Here is a 15,554-nt window from a genome sequence, read left to right as displayed (position 1 = left end):
GGATACAGCCATGGACGATCTTCGTATACGGGCCGCGGGGCCCGAGGACCTCGACGCGGTGCTCGCCTTCTGGAAGACCGCGGCGGAGGGCACGAGCATCAGCGACGACCGCTCCGGGGTGGAACGGCTCGTCGCCCGCGATCCGGAGGCGCTGCTCCTCGCCGAGCGCGGCGGCCGGCTCGCGGGCACCGTCATCGCCGGTTTCGACGGCTGGCGCTGTCACCTCTACCGGCTCGCCGTGCATCCGGAGCACCGCCGCCGCGGCGTGGGCTCGGCACTGCTCGCCGCCGCGGAGGAACGGTTCGTACGGCTCGGCGGGCGCCGCGGCGACGCGATGGTCCTCGACCGCAACGACCTCGCCCAGCACACCTGGCGCGCCGCGGGCTACGCCCCCGAACCGCAGTGGAGCCGCTGGGTCAAGCCGCTCACGGAGTGACCGCTGCCTGACGGGCCGCTCCCTGACGGACCGCTCTCGGACTGAATCGGCGTCTCCTGGCTACTAGTGCACTGAACTGCACGCCAGGGCGTCCGGTCCTCGCATCCCTCCGGGCCCTTCGACCCGACAGGGGCACAAGCGGCTTTGCTGATCCTTTACCATGGACCCACTACTCGTATCCGACTGAAAGGTGTGAGCGTCCGCCCATGGGCGAGCCTCCCAGTACCCGACATCGCGCATTCCTCCCGCCCCTGCCCGATCATGGGACGGAGGTGACCCGATGACCGAAGTGCTCCTGCTCCTCGTGGCGCTGCTGCTCTGCCTGGCGTGCGGCGTGTTCGTCGCCGCGGAGTTCTCCCTCACGACGGTCGAGCGCAGCGAACTCGAACAGGCCGTCGAGCGCGGTGAGCGCGGCGCCGCCGGCGCCCTCAAAGCCGTCAAGAACCTCACCTTCCAGCTCTCCGGCGCCCAGCTCGGCATCACCGTCACCAACCTCGTCGTCGGCATGCTCTCCGAGCCCTCCATCGCCAAGCTCATCGCGGGCCCGCTGCGCGACCTCGGCGTCCCCCGGTCGGCGGCCACCTCCATCGCCCTGGCCCTGGGAACGGCCCTTTCGACGGTCTTCCTGATGGTGATCGGTGAACTGGTCCCCAAGAACTGGGCGATCTCCTCGCCGCTCACCGTCGCCAAGCGGGTGGCCACGCCCCAGCGCCTGTTCAGCGCCATGTTCCGGCCGTTCATCGCCCATCTGAACAACACCGCGAACCACTCCGTACGCCGCTTCGGCCTGGAGCCCACGGAGGAGCTCGCCTCCGCCCGCGGGCCCAAGGAGCTGGTCGCGCTTGCCCGCCACTCCGCCAGGGAGGGCGCCCTCGAGGCGGACACCGCCGAGCTGTTCGTGCGCACGCTGAACCTCGCCGACCTCACCGCGGAGAACGTGATGACGCCCCGCGTCCAGGTCATGGCCCTCGACGTGCACGCCACCTGCGAGGACGTCGCGAACGCCACGCGCGCCACCGGCCTCTCCCGCTTCCCCGTGTACCGCGGCAACCTCGACACGGTCGTCGGCGTCGCCCACATCAAGGACATGCTCGCCGTACCCGCCGAGCGCAGGCACCGGGTGTCCGTCGCGGAGCGGATGCGTGAGCCCCTGCTCGTACCGGAGACGCTGACCGTCGACCGGCTCCTTGACCGGCTCTCCGGCAAGCGCACCATGGCCGTGGTCATCGACGAGTACGGCGGTACCGCGGGCGTCGCCACCCTGGAGGACATCGTCGAGGAGGTCGTCGGCGAGGTGCGGGACGAGCACGACCCGCACGAGACGTCCGACATCGACCCGGCCGGCACCGACGAGGAGGGCAGGACCCTCTACTCCGCCGACGGCGCGGCACGCACCGACCAGCTCGCGCGGGTCGGCCTGCGGGTGCCCGACGGGCCGTACGAGACGCTCGCCGGCCTCGTCGCGACGGAGTTGGGACGCATCCCCGCCGTCGGTGACGGCGTCGAGGTGGGCGGCTGGCGGCTCGACGTCGTCGACGCCTCGGGACGCCGCGCCGCCCGCGTCCTGCTGCACGCCCCACCGGCCGCCGCCGACCACGAGGACGATGCCCGATGACCGCCATCCAGTTGCTGATCGCCCTGGCGACGCTCGTAGTCAACGCCTTCTTCGTGGGCGCCGAGTTCGCCCTCATCTCCGTACGCCGCAGTCAGATAGAGCCGTACGCCGACGACGGGGACCGGCGCGCCAAGAGCGTGATGTGGGGCCTGCAGCACGTGTCGGCGCTGCTCGCCGCCGCGCAGCTGGGCATCACGCTGTGCACCCTCGTCCTCGGCATCGTCGCCGAGCCGGCCATCGCGCACCTGCTGGAGCCGGTGTTCGACGCGGTCGGTGTGCCGGACGGCCTGGTCCATCCGATCTCGTTCGTCATCGCGCTGATCGTGGCGACCTATCTGCACATGCTCCTCGGCGAGATGATCCCGAAGAACATCGCGCTCGCCGAGCCGGTGCGCTCGGCGCTGCTCCTCGGCCCGCCGCTGGTCGCGCTCGCGCGGGCGCTGCGCCCGGTGATCTTCGCGATCAACGCGTTCGCCAACGGCCTCCTGAAGCTGTTGCGCGTCGAGACGAAGGACGAGGTGTCGGCGAGCTTCTCCGACGCCGACCTCGCCCGCATGGTCAAAGACTCCGGGGACGCGGGCCTGATCGACGACCGCGCGCAGGAACGGCTGCACGACGCGCTGGAACTGGGCCGCCGTCCGGTCAGGGACGTCGTCCTGCCGCTGGAGGACGTGGTCTACGCGCGCGTGGGCGTCACCCCGGAGAAGCTGGAGCAGCTCTCGGCCGACTCCGGCTTCTCCCGCTTCCCCGTGGTCGACGACGGCCGGCGTATCGTCGGCTACCTGCATGTCAAGGACGCCCTGGACCGGGCGCCGCGCGATCTGCCGTTCCGGGTCCCGGAGATGCGCAAGATCGCCCAGGTGCGCGAGGCCACCCCGCTGGACGATGTGCTGACCGCCATGCGCGGCAGCCGTACCCACGTGGCCGCGGTGCTCGGCGCGGACGGCCGGCTCGCCGGCATGGTCACGATGGAGGACGTGCTGCGGGAGCTGTTCGGCCAGCCGGTGTGACGGCGAGGAGCGGGCGGGCCGTCACCGAGCCGGACCGCCCGCGCCCGCCGTCGGGGTGGGCTGTTCGGTGAGGCCGGGGCCGCGCGCCCCGGCCTCCGAGGCCCCGACAGCCGTCAGGACCGCCAGGGCCGCGGCCATCCCCGCCGTGGCCAAGGCGGCGTCCCACTCGACGTCCAGGAGGCTGGTCGCCCCCGCCACCAGTACGGCGGCCAGTGCCTGCGCGAAGGTGCGGATCGCGCGTTCCGCGGTGGCCTTCCAGAATGCTGCGGTCCACATGGCGGGCCCACTCTCTCGTGACGACGGCGTGCCTATGGCATACCGCTGCCGCCGCACAGTGCCCAGATCCGCCGCAGCACGGAAGTCACCGGCGAGCCGAGCCCGCAAACCGGTGACGCCGGGCGCCATCGGCCCCGGCGGGATAGCATCGCTCCCGCCATGCAGATGAATGCCAACTACACCAGTCTCGTCGCGGTGGGCGACTCCTTCACCGAGGGCATGTCGGACCTGCTGCCCGACGGCACCTACCGCGGCTGGGCCGACCTCCTGGCGGCCCGGATGGCGGCGCACACGCCCGGCTTCCGCTACGCGAACCTCGCGGTGCGCGGCAAGCTCATCGGCCAGATCGTCGACGAGCAGGTGGGCGTCGCCGCCGCGATGCAGGCCGACGTGGTCACCCTGGTGGGCGGGCTCAACGACACACTGCGGCCCAAGTGCGACATGGGCCGCGTGCGCGGGCTGCTCGAAGAAGCCGTCGAGCGCCTCGCCCCGTCCTGCAAGCAGCTCGTCCTGATGCGCAGCCCCGGACGGAACGGCCCGGTGATGGAGCGGTTCCGCCCGCGCATGGAGGAGCTCTTCTCGTACGTCGACGACCTGGCGGCCCGGCACGACGCCCTCGTCGTGGACCTCTACGGCGCCGCCGTCCTCGGCGACCAGCGCCTGTGGGACGTGGACCGGCTGCACCCCACGGCCGAGGGTCACCGCAGGATCGCCGAGGCCGTGTGGCAGGCGCTCGGCCACGACCCCGAGGACGACTGGCAGAGCCCGCTGCCCACCGTCGTTCCGCCGGGCTGGGCCATGCGCCGCGTCGCCGACGTCCGCTTCGCCCGGCAGCACCTCGGCCCGTGGATAGGCCGCCGCCTCACCGGCCGCTCCTCCGGCGACGGCCGCGCGCCCAAGCGCCCCGACCTGCTGCCCTACGAGGGCCCGTCCTCGTAGGGCACCCGGCGTAGCGGCACCCGGCGTCCGCTCTCGTAGCTTCCGACGAACGGGGGCGTGGCGCTGGCCTGCAGGAACGCCCAGTAGAATCACGTCACGTGACTGCCGCGCCCGCAAAGCCCCGTATCCCGAACGTCCTCGCCGGACGTTATGCCTCCGCCGAGCTCGCCACCCTCTGGTCGCCCGAGCAGAAGGTGAGGCTGGAGCGTCAGCTCTGGCTCGCCGTGCTGCGCGCGCAGAAGGACCTCGGGATCGAGGTCCCCGACGCCGCCATCGCCGACTACGAGCGCGTGCTCGACCAGGTCGACCTGGCCTCCATCGCCGAACGCGAGAAGGTCACGCGCCACGACGTGAAGGCCCGCATCGAGGAGTTCAACGCCCTCGCCGGGCACGAGCACGTCCACAAGGGCATGACCTCCCGCGACCTCACCGAGAACGTCGAGCAGCTGCAGATCCGGCTCTCCCTGGAACTGATCCGCTCCCGCACCGTCGCGGTCCTCGCCCGGCTCGGCAAGCTCGCCGGCGAGTACGCCGAGCTGGTCATGGCGGGCCGCTCCCACAACGTCGCCGCGCAGGCGACGACGCTGGGCAAGCGCTTCGCGACCGGCGCCGACGAGCTGCTCGTCGCCTACCGTCGCCTGGACGATCTGCTCGGCCGCTACCCGCTGCGCGGCATCAAGGGCCCGGTCGGCACCGCCCAGGACATGCTGGACCTGCTCGGCGGCGACGCCGACAAGCTGACCGACCTCGAACAGCGCATCGCCGGGCACCTCGGCTTCGACCGCGCGTTCACCTCGGTCGGCCAGGTCTACCCGCGCTCGCTCGACTACGAGGTCGTGACGGCCCTGGTGCAGGTCGCCTCGGCGCCCTCGTCGCTGGCCAAGACGATCCGCCTGATGGCCGGCCACGAACTGGTCACCGAGGGCTTCAAGCCGGGCCAGGTCGGCTCGTCCGCGATGCCGCACAAGATGAACACCCGCTCCTGCGAGCGCGTCAACGGCCTCACCGTGATCCTGCGCGGCTACGCCTCGATGACCGGCGAGCTGGCGGGCGACCAGTGGAACGAGGGCGACGTCTCCTGCTCCGTCGTACGCCGGGTCGCGCTGCCCGACGCGTTCTTCGCGCTCGACGGTCTCCTGGAGACCTTCCTGACCGTGCTCGACGAGTTCGGGGCGTTCCCCGCCGTCGTGGCGCGCGAGCTGGACCGCTACCTCCCCTTCCTCGCCACCACCAAGGTCCTGATGGCCTCGGTGCGCGCGGGCGTCGGCCGCGAGGAGGCCCACGAGGCCATCAAGGAGAACGCGGTCGCCTCCGCGCTCGCGATGCGGGAGCAGGGCGCCGAGCGCAACGAGCTGCTCGACAAGCTCGCCGCGGACTCCCGCATCCCGCTGGACCGCGCACAGCTGGACGAGCTGATGGCCGACAAGCTGTCCTTCACCGGCGCCGCGAGCGACCAGGTCGGCACAGTCGTCGCACAGATCGAGGCGCTCCTGAAGGAGCACCCGGAGGCCGCGGCCTACACGCCGGGCGCGATCCTCTGAGAGCCTGTGTCATATCCCCGGTCGGATCAGTGGGCGTCGTCTGGTGCGTGCGATCGCAAGGCGCCGGGAAGTCCTCGGTGGGGGTCCCCCCGGGCCGTTCAGGCCTGGGGGAGGAGCTACTAGGGCTTTTCGGCAACGCGGCGAGCGTGCGTGCCAGACGACGCCCACCCGGCCGGGGATATGACACAGGCTCTGACGGTCACCGCGTAGCCGCACCGCGCAGACGGTCACCACGTACGACGCGAAGGCCCCGGGCAGGACGCCCGGGGCCTTCGCGCGTCGCGTGCAAAGCCAGGCTCTTACAGACCCACGTCCCGGCTGCGGAAGTCCTCCAGCGATTCACGCCGGACGAGCAGCCTGGCGTGCCCGCCGGACACGGCGACCACGGGCGGCCGGCCGACGAGGTTGTAGCCGGAGGCCATCGACAGGTGGTACGCCCCGGCGACCGGGACGGCGAGCAGGTCCCCGGGCCGTACGTCGCCCGGCAGCGGGACGTCCGCTGCGAGGATGTCGCCCGCCTCGCAGTGCCGGCCGACGACGGTCACCGGTGCGGGCTCGGCCGTGGAGCGCCGCCCGATCATGCGGGGCACGTACCGCACGCCGTAGAGCGCCGGGCGCGGGTTGTCGCTCATCCCGCCGTCCACGGCGACGAACGTCCTGCCGCTGGTCCGCTTGACCGCGAGGACCCGGTAGAGGGCCACCCCGGCGGGGCCCGCGATGGCCCGCCCCGGCTCGACGATCAGGCGCGGCACCGCCAGGCCCGCCACCGCGCAGCTCTCGACCAGCTCGGCCCGTACCTTCTGCGCGAGCGTGGCGATGTCGAGCGCCTCGTCGCCGGGGCGGTAGGCGACACCGTGGCCGCCCCCGAGGTCCAGTTCGGGAAGGGTGACGCCGTGCTGGTCCTCGATCCGCGCCATCAGCCCGACCATGCGGCGCACCGCGGCGAGGAAGGGCTTCTCCGTGGTGATCTGCGAGCCCAGGTGGCAGTGCAGGCCCACCAGTTCGAGCGTCGGCTGGCCGAGGATGCGGGCGATGGCGTGGTGTGCGGAGCCGTCCGTGATGGAGAGGCCGAACTTCTGGTCGTCGGTGCCCGTCCGGATCTTGGCGTGCCCGCCCGCCGCGATCCCCGGCACCACCCTGACCAGCACCTTCTGCCGGCTGCCCGGCGGCACGGCCGCGGCCAGGCGGGCGATCTCCGACGCGCTGTCGATGACGATCCGGCCCACCCCGAGCCGGAGGGCGGCCCGCAGGTCGTGGGGGCTCTTCGCGTTGCCGTGCAGCACGATGCGGTCCGCGGGGAAACCCGTCGTGACGGCGAGCTCCAGCTCACCGGCCGAGCACACGTCCAGGCCGAGCCCCTCCTCGTCCATCCAGTGCGCCATGGCGCGGCAGAGGAACGCCTTGGCGGCGTAGAGGACCTCGCCGTCCGGGAAGGCGCGCAGGTACCTGCGGCAGCGGGCGCGTACGTCGTCTTCGTCGACGAGGTAGGCGGGGGTGCCGAAGCGCTCGGCGACCTCGGCGAGCCGCACCCCGCCGACGGCGAGGTCACCGTGGGCGAGCCGGGTGGTGGACAGGGGCCAGACGGACAGCTCCTCGTCGGGCCGGGCGACGCGGCCGGTCGGCGCGGCGGACGCCGGTACCGGTACCGGCCCGGTGGTCGAGGCCGGGGCCGGGACCGGCGGCGGAGACGGGGAGGGGGAGGGGGCGGGGGACGGCGAGGGCGAGGTGGACGGAGACGGGGACGGTACCGGGAGCCGGGGTACGCGCAGTGTGGTCATGACAGCTTCTCTCTTGGCCGAGGTCTCAGCCGGTCCACCGGGTCATGGCGCCCGCCAGGGCTTTGTCCCGCCGGACGGGGCTGTACCGCTCGTCGGAGTGGAACTGCGGCGAGCCGACAGGGTGCGCGGCGAGTTTCGGGTCGACGGTGACCGCGGTGACGCCGAGCGGCGCGGCGAGGGCCCGCAGCGCGGGTTCGGAGAGCCTGACCCACGGCTGACGGGAGCCGAGCGCGGCGCTCAGGCGTTGCGGGGTGGTGAAGGCGACGGCGGTGCGTCCGCCGACGGGTGTGCGGAACAGGCGGGCCACACAGCCCGCGGGTCCCGGCCGGACGGGGACGAACAGGGGTCCGGCCGGGCCGGGTTCACCGGGTTCGGGGTCCTCGCCGTAGGGGATCTCTGCCATGAGGTTCCTCCAGTGGAGACAGATGGAGACAGATGGAGACAGATGGAGACAGGTGGAGACAAGTGGGGCCATCGGGGGAACTGTGCGGGCGCGGGCGGCCCGGGGTCGGTGGAGCCGGTGAGAAGCGGTGCGGTCGGGGCGGGGCGCGCCGCGGGCCGAGCGGAAATCTGCGGCACACGGTGACGTTATGCCCGGCACAGGGTGCCAACCGACCCTTCATGACGCGACGTTGACGCAACGACGCCGTCCTCTGACGCGATGCCGACGCATGGGCCCCCACTCGTTCGGGTCGGGCACGACTTGACGGGGGGCTCTTGAGCCGAGGGGCGCGGGACAGTTGGATGTCCGAGGGAACGGGAACCGGCGCGCAGACGCAGCCGGCCGCCGGTCACGGCCCTGCCGGCCGGCGCACCCGTTTCACTCGAAGGTCTCACTCCGGAGGAACCCCCTGATGATTGAGCTGCCCCCGCACCGCCTGCCCGCGGTGCCCCGCTGGTTCCCTGCCGGGACGCCCGGCCCCGGCTCCCTGCCCGAGCACGTCGCGGCCTTCGGCACGGGGCGGTGGTGGGCCGACCGCGCGCTCGACCCGCGGGCCGTGGCGGTCTCGTGCGCGGGCCATGTGCTCCTGAGCGGTGACCCGGGCAGCGTCGCGCCGGACCTGCTTTCCCCCTTCGCGCACAGCCATGTCGAGACTCCCGCACGCTTCCTGCCGGTGCTCGGCGCCGCCTTCGACCGGCTCGTACCGGCCGAGCGGATGGTGTACGTGAAGCGCGAGGAGGCCGCCCCGCCCCACCCGCCCCGGGGCGTGACCGTCCGCAGGCTGACGCCCGACGACGCTCCCGCGCTCGCCGCCCTCGACACCGGCTCGTCCTGGATCCATGACAGTTGGGGCGGTCCCGAGGGCCTGGCCGCCTCCGGGCACGGCTGGGCCGCGGTCGACCGCGACGGTCAGGTCGCCGCCGTGGCCTGCAGCTACTTCACCGGCGCCGCGTACGAGGACGTGGCGGTGGTCACCGCGCCCGAGCGCCGCCGCGAGCGTCTCGCGCTGGCCTGCGTGACGGCGCTGTGTGCGGACATCGGCGCGCGCGGCCGCACCGCGAGCTGGTCCTGCTCCCGCGACAACCGCCCCAGCCGGCTGCTGGCCTGGACGGCGGGGTTCCGGTTGCAGCGCGAGTACGTCCAGTACGTCACGGGCAAACCCGTCGCCCCGCCCCGGCACGCGTCCCGCGTCTCGGCCTGACGAGCTCAGGGACCACCGTGCGGCGATCCGGCTCGGTGCCCGCGGCAATCAATAGTCGCCTGCTCGTTCGAGATCAAGGGTGATCAGAAGAGGGCAAGGTCACAGCCCTTGATGGCACCGCGTGCCAGGCATTGCGCCCTAGCATCGGGGCATGACGGTCCTGCCTGACGACGGGCTTTCACTGGCCGCCGAATTCCCTGATGCGACCCATGAGCAGTGGCACCGCCTGGTGGAAGGCGTGCTCCGCAAATCGGGTAAGGACGTATCGGGGACGGCCGCCGAGGAAGCACTGTCCACCGCTCTCGAGGACGGGCTCATCACCCGCCCGCTGTACACCGCACGCGACGCCGCGCCCGATGTCGGACATCCCGGCTTCGCCCCCTTCGTACGGGGTGGTACGCCCGGCGGCAACGCGGCCACGGGCTGGGACGTCCGGCAGCGCCACGCGAGCACCGACCCCGCCCGGACCAACGAGGCCGTGCTCGGGGACCTCGAGAACGGCGTCACGTCGGTGTGGCTCGGCGTGGGCGCGGGCGGCGTCCCGGTCTCCGCGCTGGCCCCGGCGCTGAAGGGCGTCTATCTCGACCTGGCCCCCATCGCGCTCGACGCGGGCGCGGAATTCGCCCCGGCCGCCCGCGCGCTCCTTGCCCTGTACGAGGCCGCGGGCGTCCCCGACGAGTCGGCCCGCGGCACCTTCGGCGCGGACGTCCTGGCCCACGAGGCCCGCACCGGTGAAACGTTGGACCCGGCCGACGCCGTGGAACTCGCGCGGCTGTGCACCCGGCGGTACCCCGGTCTGCGCGCGCTCGCGGTGGACGCGCTGCCCTACCACGAGGCCGGTGGCTCGGCGGCGCAGGAGCTGGGCGCCTCGCTCGCCACGGGCGTCGCCCACCTGCGCGAGCTGACCGCGGCCGGACTCCGTGTCGAAGAGGCCTGCGCACAGCTGGAGTTCCGCTACGCGGCGACCGCGGACCAGTTCCTGACCATCGCCAAGCTGCGCGCGGCACGGCGCCTCTGGGCCCGGGTGGCCGAGGTGTGCGGGGCCCCCGCGGCGGGCGCGCAGCGTCAGCACGCGGTGACGTCGTCGGTGATGATGACCCGGCGTGACCCGTGGGTGAACATGCTGCGCACCACGGTGGCCTGCCTGGGGGCGGGCGTCGGCGGCGCGGACTCCGTCACCGTCCTGCCGTTCGACCACTCGTTGGGCCTGCCCGACGCGTTCGCGCGCCGGATCGCCCGCAACACCTCGACGATCCTCATCGAGGAGTCCCACCTCGCGCGCGTGATCGACCCGGCGGGCGGCTCCTGGTACGTGGAGCGTCTCACCGACGAACTCGCGCGGGCGGGCTGGGAGTTCTTCCAGGAGATCGAGCGGGCGGGCGGCCAGGCGGCGGCCCTGCGGTCCGGGCTGATCGGCGAGCGCCTCTCGGCCACCTGGGCCGAGCGCAGCAAGAAGCTCGGCTCGCGCCGCGAACCGATCACCGGCGTCAGCGAGTTCCCTGAGCTCTCCGAGCGTCCCGTGGAGCGCGACGCCGCACCGGTCGCGCCGTCCGGCGGTCTGCCGCGGGTGCGTCGCGACGAGGCGTACGAGGAGCTGCGCGCCCGCTCGGACGCGCACCTGGAACGGACCGGCGCCCGGCCGCGGGTGTTCCTCGCCGCGCTCGGTCCCGCCGCCGCGCACACCGCGCGGGCCGCCTTCGCCGCGAACCTCTTCCAGGCCGGCGGCATCGAGGCCGTGCACGATCCCGCGACGGTGGACGCCGCGACGGCCGCCGAGGCCTTCCGGGCCAGCGGCGCGAGCGTCGCGTGCCTGTGCTCCAGCGACGCGCTCTACGCCGAACAGGCCGAGACGCTCGCGCGGGCCCTCGCGTCGGCGGGCGCCGAGCGCGTCTTCCTCGCCGGGCGCGGGGAGTACGCCGGTGTCGACGCGTACGTCTTCGCGGGCTGCGACGCCGTCGCCGTGCTCTCCTCCACCCTCGACCGCATGGGAGTGGCGTAATGCGGATCCCCGATTTCTCCTCCGTCGACCTGGGCCCCGGCGCGGGTGCCGCGGGCTCGCACGAGCAGTGGCGTACGGCCGTGAAGGAGTCCACCGGCCGGTCCGAGAGCGACCTGCTGTGGGAGACGCCCGAGGGCATCGCGGTCAAGCCGCTGTACACCGGCGCCGATGTGGAGGGCCTCGACTTCCTCGGGACGTACCCGGGCGTCGCGCCGTACCTGCGCGGCCCGTACCCGACGATGTACGTGAACCAGCCCTGGACCATCCGGCAGTACGCGGGTTTCTCCACCGCCGAGGAGTCCAACGCCTTCTACCGCCGCAATCTCGCGGCGGGCCAGAAGGGCCTCTCGGTCGCCTTCGACCTGCCCACGCACCGCGGGTACGACAGCGACCATCCGCGTGTGACGGGCGACGTCGGCATGGCGGGCGTCGCCATCGACTCCATCTATGACATGCGCCAGCTCTTCGACGGCATCCCGCTGGACAGGATGACGGTGTCGATGACGATGAACGGCGCCGTACTGCCCGTACTGGCGCTGTACATCGTGGCGGCCGGCGAGCAGGGTGTGCCGCCCGAGAAGCTCGCCGGGACCATCCAGAACGACATTCTCAAAGAGTTCATGGTCCGCAACACCTACATCTATCCGCCGAAGCCCTCGATGCGGATCATCTCGGACATCTTCGCGTACACCTCGCAGAAGATGCCGCGCTACAACTCCATCTCCATCTCCGGCTACCACATCCAGGAAGCGGGCGCGACGGCCGATCTGGAGCTCGCGTACACGCTCGCCGACGGCGTGGAGTACCTGCGCGCCGGCCAGGAGGTGGGCCTGGACGTGGACGCGTTCGCGCCGCGGCTCTCGTTCTTCTGGGCGATCGGCATGAACTTCTTCATGGAGGTCGCCAAGCTCCGCGCGGCGCGCCTGCTCTGGGCGAAGCTGGTCAAGCAGTTCGATCCGAAGAACCCCAAGTCCCTTTCGCTGCGCACCCATTCGCAGACGTCGGGCTGGTCGCTGACCGCGCAGGACGTCTTCAACAACGTCACGCGCACCTGTGTCGAGGCGATGGCGGCGACGCAGGGCCACACGCAGTCGCTGCACACGAACGCCCTGGACGAGGCGCTCGCCCTGCCGACCGACTTCTCCGCGCGCATCGCCCGCAACACCCAGCTCCTGCTCCAGCAGGAGTCGGGGACGACCCGGACCATCGACCCGTGGGGCGGCAGCGCGTACGTCGAGAAGCTGACGTACGACCTGGCACGCCGTGCCTGGCAGCACATCGAGGAGGTCGAGGCGGCGGGCGGCATGGCCCAGGCCATCGACGCGGGCATCCCGAAGCTGCGCGTCGAGGAGGCCGCGGCCCGCACGCAGGCCCGCATCGACTCCGGGCGCCAGCCGGTCATCGGCGTCAACAAGTACCGGGTGGAGACGGACGAGCAGATCGAGGTCCGCGCGGTCGACAACTCCTCGGTGCGCGCCCAGCAGATCGCCAAGCTGAAGCGGCTGCGCGAGGAGCGCGACGAGGCGGCCTGCCGGGACGCGTTGCGCGCCCTCACCGCGGCGGCCGAGCGCGGGCCGGGACAGGGCCTCGAAGGGAACCTGCTCGCGCTCGCGGTGGACGCCGCCCGCGCGAAGGCCACGGTCGGTGAGATCTCCGACGCACTGGAGCGCGTGTACGGGCGGCACGCGGGCCAGATCCGTACGATCTCCGGTGTGTACCGCACCGAAGCAGGCCATTCCCCGTCCGTCGAGCGCACGCGTACGCTCGTCGACGCCTTCGACGAGGCCGAGGGGCGCAGGCCGCGCATCCTGGTCGCCAAGATGGGCCAGGACGGCCACGACCGCGGCCAGAAGGTCATCGCCAGTGCCTTCGCCGACCTGGGCTTCGACGTCGACGTCGGCCCGCTGTTCCAGACCCCGGCGGAGGTCGCGCGCCAGGCGGTCGAGGCGGACGTGCACATCGTGGGCGTCTCCTCGCTGGCCGCCGGACACCTGACCCTGGTACCGGCGCTGCGCGAGGAGCTGGCCGCCGAGGGCCGCGACGACATCATGATCGTGGTGGGCGGGGTGATTCCGCCGCAGGACGTCGACGCCCTCCACGAGGCGGGCGCCACGGCGGTCTTCCCGCCCGGCACGGTGATCCCGGACGCGGCGTACGACCTGGTGAACCGACTCGCGGCCGATCTCGGCCACGCGCTGTGAGCCGGTGAGCGCCGACTCATGCCTGTGACGATCGACATCGACACGTATGTGAAGGGCGTCCTCGACGGGAAGCGCGCGTATGTCGCGCGCGCCATCACCCTCGTCGAGTCGACCCGGCCGCAGCACCGGGCGCTGGCGCAGGAGTTGCTGACCGAGCTGCTTCCGCACAGCGGGCGGGCGCGGCGGGTCGGCATCAGCGGTGTGCCGGGCGTGGGCAAGTCCACGTTCATCGACGCGCTCGGCACGATGCTCACCTCGCTGGGGCACCGGGTCGCGGTGCTCGCCGTCGACCCGTCGTCCACGCGCACGGGCGGCTCGATCCTGGGCGACAAGACCAGGATGGAGCGGCTGTCGCTGGATCCCGCCGCCTTCGTCCGCCCGTCCCCGTCCGCCGGGACGCTCGGCGGGGTCGCCAAGGCGACCCGGGAGTCGATCGTGGTCATGGAGGCCGCGGGGTACGACGTGGTTCTCGTGGAGACCGTCGGGGTCGGGCAGTCGGAGACCGCGGTCTCGAACATGGTCGACACGTTCCTGCTGCTCACTCTCGCCCGCACCGGCGACCAGCTGCAGGGCATCAAGAAGGGCGTCCTGGAGCTCGCGGACGTGATCGCCGTGAACAAGGCGGACGGCCCGCACGAGCGGGACGCGCGCTCGGCGGCACGCGAACTGGCGGGTGCCCTGCGCCTGATGCACCCCTCCGACGCCGCGTGGACGCCCCCCGTCCTCACGTGCAGCGCCCGCGAGTCCAGCGGCCTGGACACCCTGTGGGACCGGATCGAGCAGCATCGCACGCTGCTCGACTCATCCGGCAGGCTCGCCGCCAAGCGCCGCGACCAGCAGATCGACTGGACGTGGTCGATGGTGCGGGACGAACTCCTGGGCAGGCTGCGGGACGACCCGGCCGTGCGAGGCGTCACCCCCGAGCTGGAGCAGCGGGTGCGGGAGGGTACGTTGACGGCCACATCGGCCGCCGAGCAGATCCTCGACGCGTTCCAGGGCGAGCGCCCCGCGACGCGCCTCACGTGAACGGAGCCACCCGCACCATGAGCACCGCCCCTGACGACGCCCCCGTCCTGCTGCGCCGCGAAGGCCGCGCCGGGCGCATCGTCCTGAACCGGCCCCGGGCCATCAACGCCCTGAACCACGCGATGGTCCGGATCATGGACGACGCCCTCGGCGAGTGGGAGCACGACGACGCGGTGGCGACGGTGGTGCTCACCGGCGCCGGGGAGCGCGGGCTCTGCGCGGGCGGGGACATCCGTTCCGTCCACGACGACGTCCGCGCGGGCCGGGCGGCCACGGCCGCCGCCTTCTGGCACGCCGAGTACCGCCTCAACGCCCGTATCGCCCGCTTCCCCAAGCCGTACGTCGCCGTCATGGACGGCATCGTGATGGGCGGCGGCGTGGGCGTGTCGGCGCACGGCAGCGTGCGGGTGGTCACCGAACGCTCCCGGGTGGCGATGCCGGAGACCGGCATCGGCTTCGTGCCCGACGTGGGCGGCACCCATCTGCTCACCCGCACCCCGGGCGAGCTCGGCACCCACCTGGCGCTGACGGGGTCGGCGGTGGGGGCGGGCGACGCGCTGCTGTGCGGGCTCGCCGACCACTTCGTACCGTCCGGGCGGCTGCCGGAGTTCACCGCGGCGCTCGCGGGCACCGAAGCGGCCGACGCTGTGCGGGAGTTCACGGCCGAGGCCCCCGGGGGCGAACTGGCCGCGCACCGGGAGTGGATCGACCACTGTTACGCCGCGGACACCGTGGAGGAGATCGTCGACCGTCTCCACGCGTCCGGGGACCGGCACGCGAAGCAGGCCGCCGAGACGATCCTGGCGAAGTCCCCCACCTCCCTGAAGGTCACGCTCGCGGCGCTGCGCCGGGCCCGTGAACTCCCCTGCCTGGAGGCCGTCCTGGAGCAGGAGTACCGCGTCTCCTGCGCCGCACTGGCCTCGCCCGACCTGGTGGAGGGCGTCCGTGCCCAGGTGGTCGACAAGGACCGCATGCCGCGCTGGTCGCCCGCGGAGCTGGAGCGGGTGACCGAAGCGGACGTGGCGCGCTTCTTCGAACCGGTCGACGGGGGCGGACTTCACCTCGACTGACCCGTGCGGGCGGACCGAGA

General features: G+C 72.7%; 13 protein-coding genes. 10 read left to right on the top strand and 3 right to left on the bottom strand.

Translation table 11 applies throughout. The annotated features are described in order from the left end of the window. Positions 1-10: 10 nt before the first annotated feature. The 3 genes from AC07DI_RS28180 to AC07DI_RS28170 all read left to right on the top strand — a co-directional run bounded on the left by AC07DI_RS28180 (position 11) and on the right by AC07DI_RS28170 (position 3,061). On the top strand, positions 11-436 hold the full coding sequence (locus AC07DI_RS28180) for a GNAT family N-acetyltransferase (RefSeq protein WP_478906827.1): 426 nt from the start codon (positions 11-13) through the stop codon (positions 434-436). A 280-nt stretch (positions 437-716) separates the two neighbouring features. Further along, a complete protein-coding gene (locus tag AC07DI_RS28175) occupies positions 717-2,051 on the top strand; it encodes a hemolysin family protein (RefSeq protein ID WP_478906825.1) in 1,335 nt (444 codons plus the stop codon). Continuing rightward, on the top strand, positions 2,048-3,061 hold the full coding sequence (locus tag AC07DI_RS28170; protein ID WP_384252882.1) for a hemolysin family protein: 1,014 nt from the start codon (positions 2,048-2,050) through the stop codon (positions 3,059-3,061). Before AC07DI_RS28175 ends, AC07DI_RS28170 begins: the two co-directional genes overlap by 4 nt. 21 nt (positions 3,062-3,082) lie before the next feature. Here AC07DI_RS28170 and AC07DI_RS28165 read toward each other — a convergent pair whose 3' ends face one another. Further along, positions 3,083-3,337: a holin gene (locus AC07DI_RS28165; RefSeq protein ID WP_478906823.1), complete on the bottom strand. Its 255-nt coding sequence runs from the start codon at positions 3,335-3,337 to the stop codon at positions 3,083-3,085. 159 nt (positions 3,338-3,496) lie between these two features. Between AC07DI_RS28165 and AC07DI_RS28160 the strand changes: the two genes are divergently transcribed. Continuing rightward, on the top strand, positions 3,497-4,276 hold the full coding sequence (locus AC07DI_RS28160; protein ID WP_384252887.1) for an SGNH/GDSL hydrolase family protein: 780 nt from the start codon (positions 3,497-3,499) through the stop codon (positions 4,274-4,276). 98 nt (positions 4,277-4,374) lie between these two features. Continuing rightward, positions 4,375-5,817, top strand: a complete 1,443-nt coding sequence (gene purB / locus AC07DI_RS28155) for an adenylosuccinate lyase (RefSeq protein ID WP_478906821.1) — start codon at positions 4,375-4,377, stop codon at positions 5,815-5,817. A 299-nt stretch (positions 5,818-6,116) separates the two neighbouring features. Here the strand turns inward: purB and lysA are convergent, their stop codons facing one another. Together lysA and AC07DI_RS28145 are read right to left on the bottom strand one after the other, a co-directional pair. Continuing rightward, complete coding sequence (lysA, locus tag AC07DI_RS28150) at positions 6,117-7,595, bottom strand: diaminopimelate decarboxylase (RefSeq protein ID WP_478906819.1); 1,479 nt, start codon at positions 7,593-7,595, stop codon at positions 6,117-6,119. 25 nt (positions 7,596-7,620) lie between these two features. Then, the gene (locus AC07DI_RS28145; protein ID WP_384252894.1) at positions 7,621-7,998 is read right to left on the bottom strand and encodes an SAV_915 family protein; all 378 of its coding nucleotides are present in this window, start codon (positions 7,996-7,998) and stop codon (positions 7,621-7,623) included. Between the two features lie 451 nt (positions 7,999-8,449). Between AC07DI_RS28145 and AC07DI_RS28140 the strand changes: the two genes are divergently transcribed. From AC07DI_RS28140 to AC07DI_RS28120, 5 genes are all read left to right on the top strand, one after another. Then, positions 8,450-9,238, top strand: coding sequence for a GNAT family N-acetyltransferase (locus tag AC07DI_RS28140; RefSeq protein ID WP_478906817.1), 789 nt, complete (start codon positions 8,450-8,452; stop codon positions 9,236-9,238). A gap of 151 nt (positions 9,239-9,389) precedes the next feature. Beyond that, positions 9,390-11,237, top strand: a complete 1,848-nt coding sequence (locus AC07DI_RS28135; protein WP_478906815.1) for a methylmalonyl-CoA mutase family protein — start codon at positions 9,390-9,392, stop codon at positions 11,235-11,237. Beyond that, entirely contained in the window at positions 11,237-13,438 is a 2,202-nt protein-coding gene (gene scpA, locus AC07DI_RS28130) for a methylmalonyl-CoA mutase (RefSeq protein WP_384252902.1), read from the top strand. The genes AC07DI_RS28135 and scpA overlap by 1 nt, the downstream gene beginning before the upstream one ends. Positions 13,439-13,456: 18 nt before the next feature. Further along, positions 13,457-14,464, top strand: a complete 1,008-nt coding sequence (gene meaB, locus AC07DI_RS28125; protein ID WP_384252904.1) for a methylmalonyl Co-A mutase-associated GTPase MeaB — start codon at positions 13,457-13,459, stop codon at positions 14,462-14,464. A 17-nt stretch (positions 14,465-14,481) separates the two neighbouring features. Continuing rightward, positions 14,482-15,534, top strand: a complete 1,053-nt coding sequence (locus AC07DI_RS28120; RefSeq protein WP_478906813.1) for an enoyl-CoA hydratase/isomerase family protein — start codon at positions 14,482-14,484, stop codon at positions 15,532-15,534. Positions 15,535-15,554: the final 20 nt, after the last annotated feature.

Source organism: Streptomyces sp. NPDC044106, assembly GCF_056433985.1.
Note: the sequence above shows the minus strand (reverse complement) of the source record. Positions and strands in the feature narration are given on the sequence as shown.

Excerpts from the sequence above, each read along its gene's own strand:
- AC07DI_RS28175 (WP_478906825.1), top strand. The coding sequence starts at position 717 with ATGACCGAAGTGCTCCTGCTCCTCGTGGCGCTGCTGCTCTGCCTGGCG.
- AC07DI_RS28180 (WP_478906827.1), top strand. The coding sequence starts at position 11 with ATGGACGATCTTCGTATACGGGCCGCGGGGCCCGAGGACCTCGACGCG.
- AC07DI_RS28135 (WP_478906815.1), top strand. The coding sequence starts at position 9,390 with ATGACGGTCCTGCCTGACGACGGGCTTTCACTGGCCGCCGAATTCCCT.
- AC07DI_RS28165 (WP_478906823.1), bottom strand. The coding sequence starts at position 3,337 with ATGTGGACCGCAGCATTCTGGAAGGCCACCGCGGAACGCGCGATCCGC.
- AC07DI_RS28170 (WP_384252882.1), top strand. The coding sequence starts at position 2,048 with ATGACCGCCATCCAGTTGCTGATCGCCCTGGCGACGCTCGTAGTCAAC.
- lysA (WP_478906819.1), bottom strand. The coding sequence starts at position 7,595 with ATGACCACACTGCGCGTACCCCGGCTCCCGGTACCGTCCCCGTCTCCG.
- scpA (WP_384252902.1), top strand. The coding sequence starts at position 11,237 with ATGCGGATCCCCGATTTCTCCTCCGTCGACCTGGGCCCCGGCGCGGGT.
- AC07DI_RS28140 (WP_478906817.1), top strand. The coding sequence starts at position 8,450 with ATGATTGAGCTGCCCCCGCACCGCCTGCCCGCGGTGCCCCGCTGGTTC.
- AC07DI_RS28120 (WP_478906813.1), top strand. The coding sequence starts at position 14,482 with ATGAGCACCGCCCCTGACGACGCCCCCGTCCTGCTGCGCCGCGAAGGC.
- AC07DI_RS28160 (WP_384252887.1), top strand. The coding sequence starts at position 3,497 with ATGCAGATGAATGCCAACTACACCAGTCTCGTCGCGGTGGGCGACTCC.
- meaB (WP_384252904.1), top strand. The coding sequence starts at position 13,457 with ATGCCTGTGACGATCGACATCGACACGTATGTGAAGGGCGTCCTCGAC.
- AC07DI_RS28145 (WP_384252894.1), bottom strand. The coding sequence starts at position 7,998 with ATGGCAGAGATCCCCTACGGCGAGGACCCCGAACCCGGTGAACCCGGC.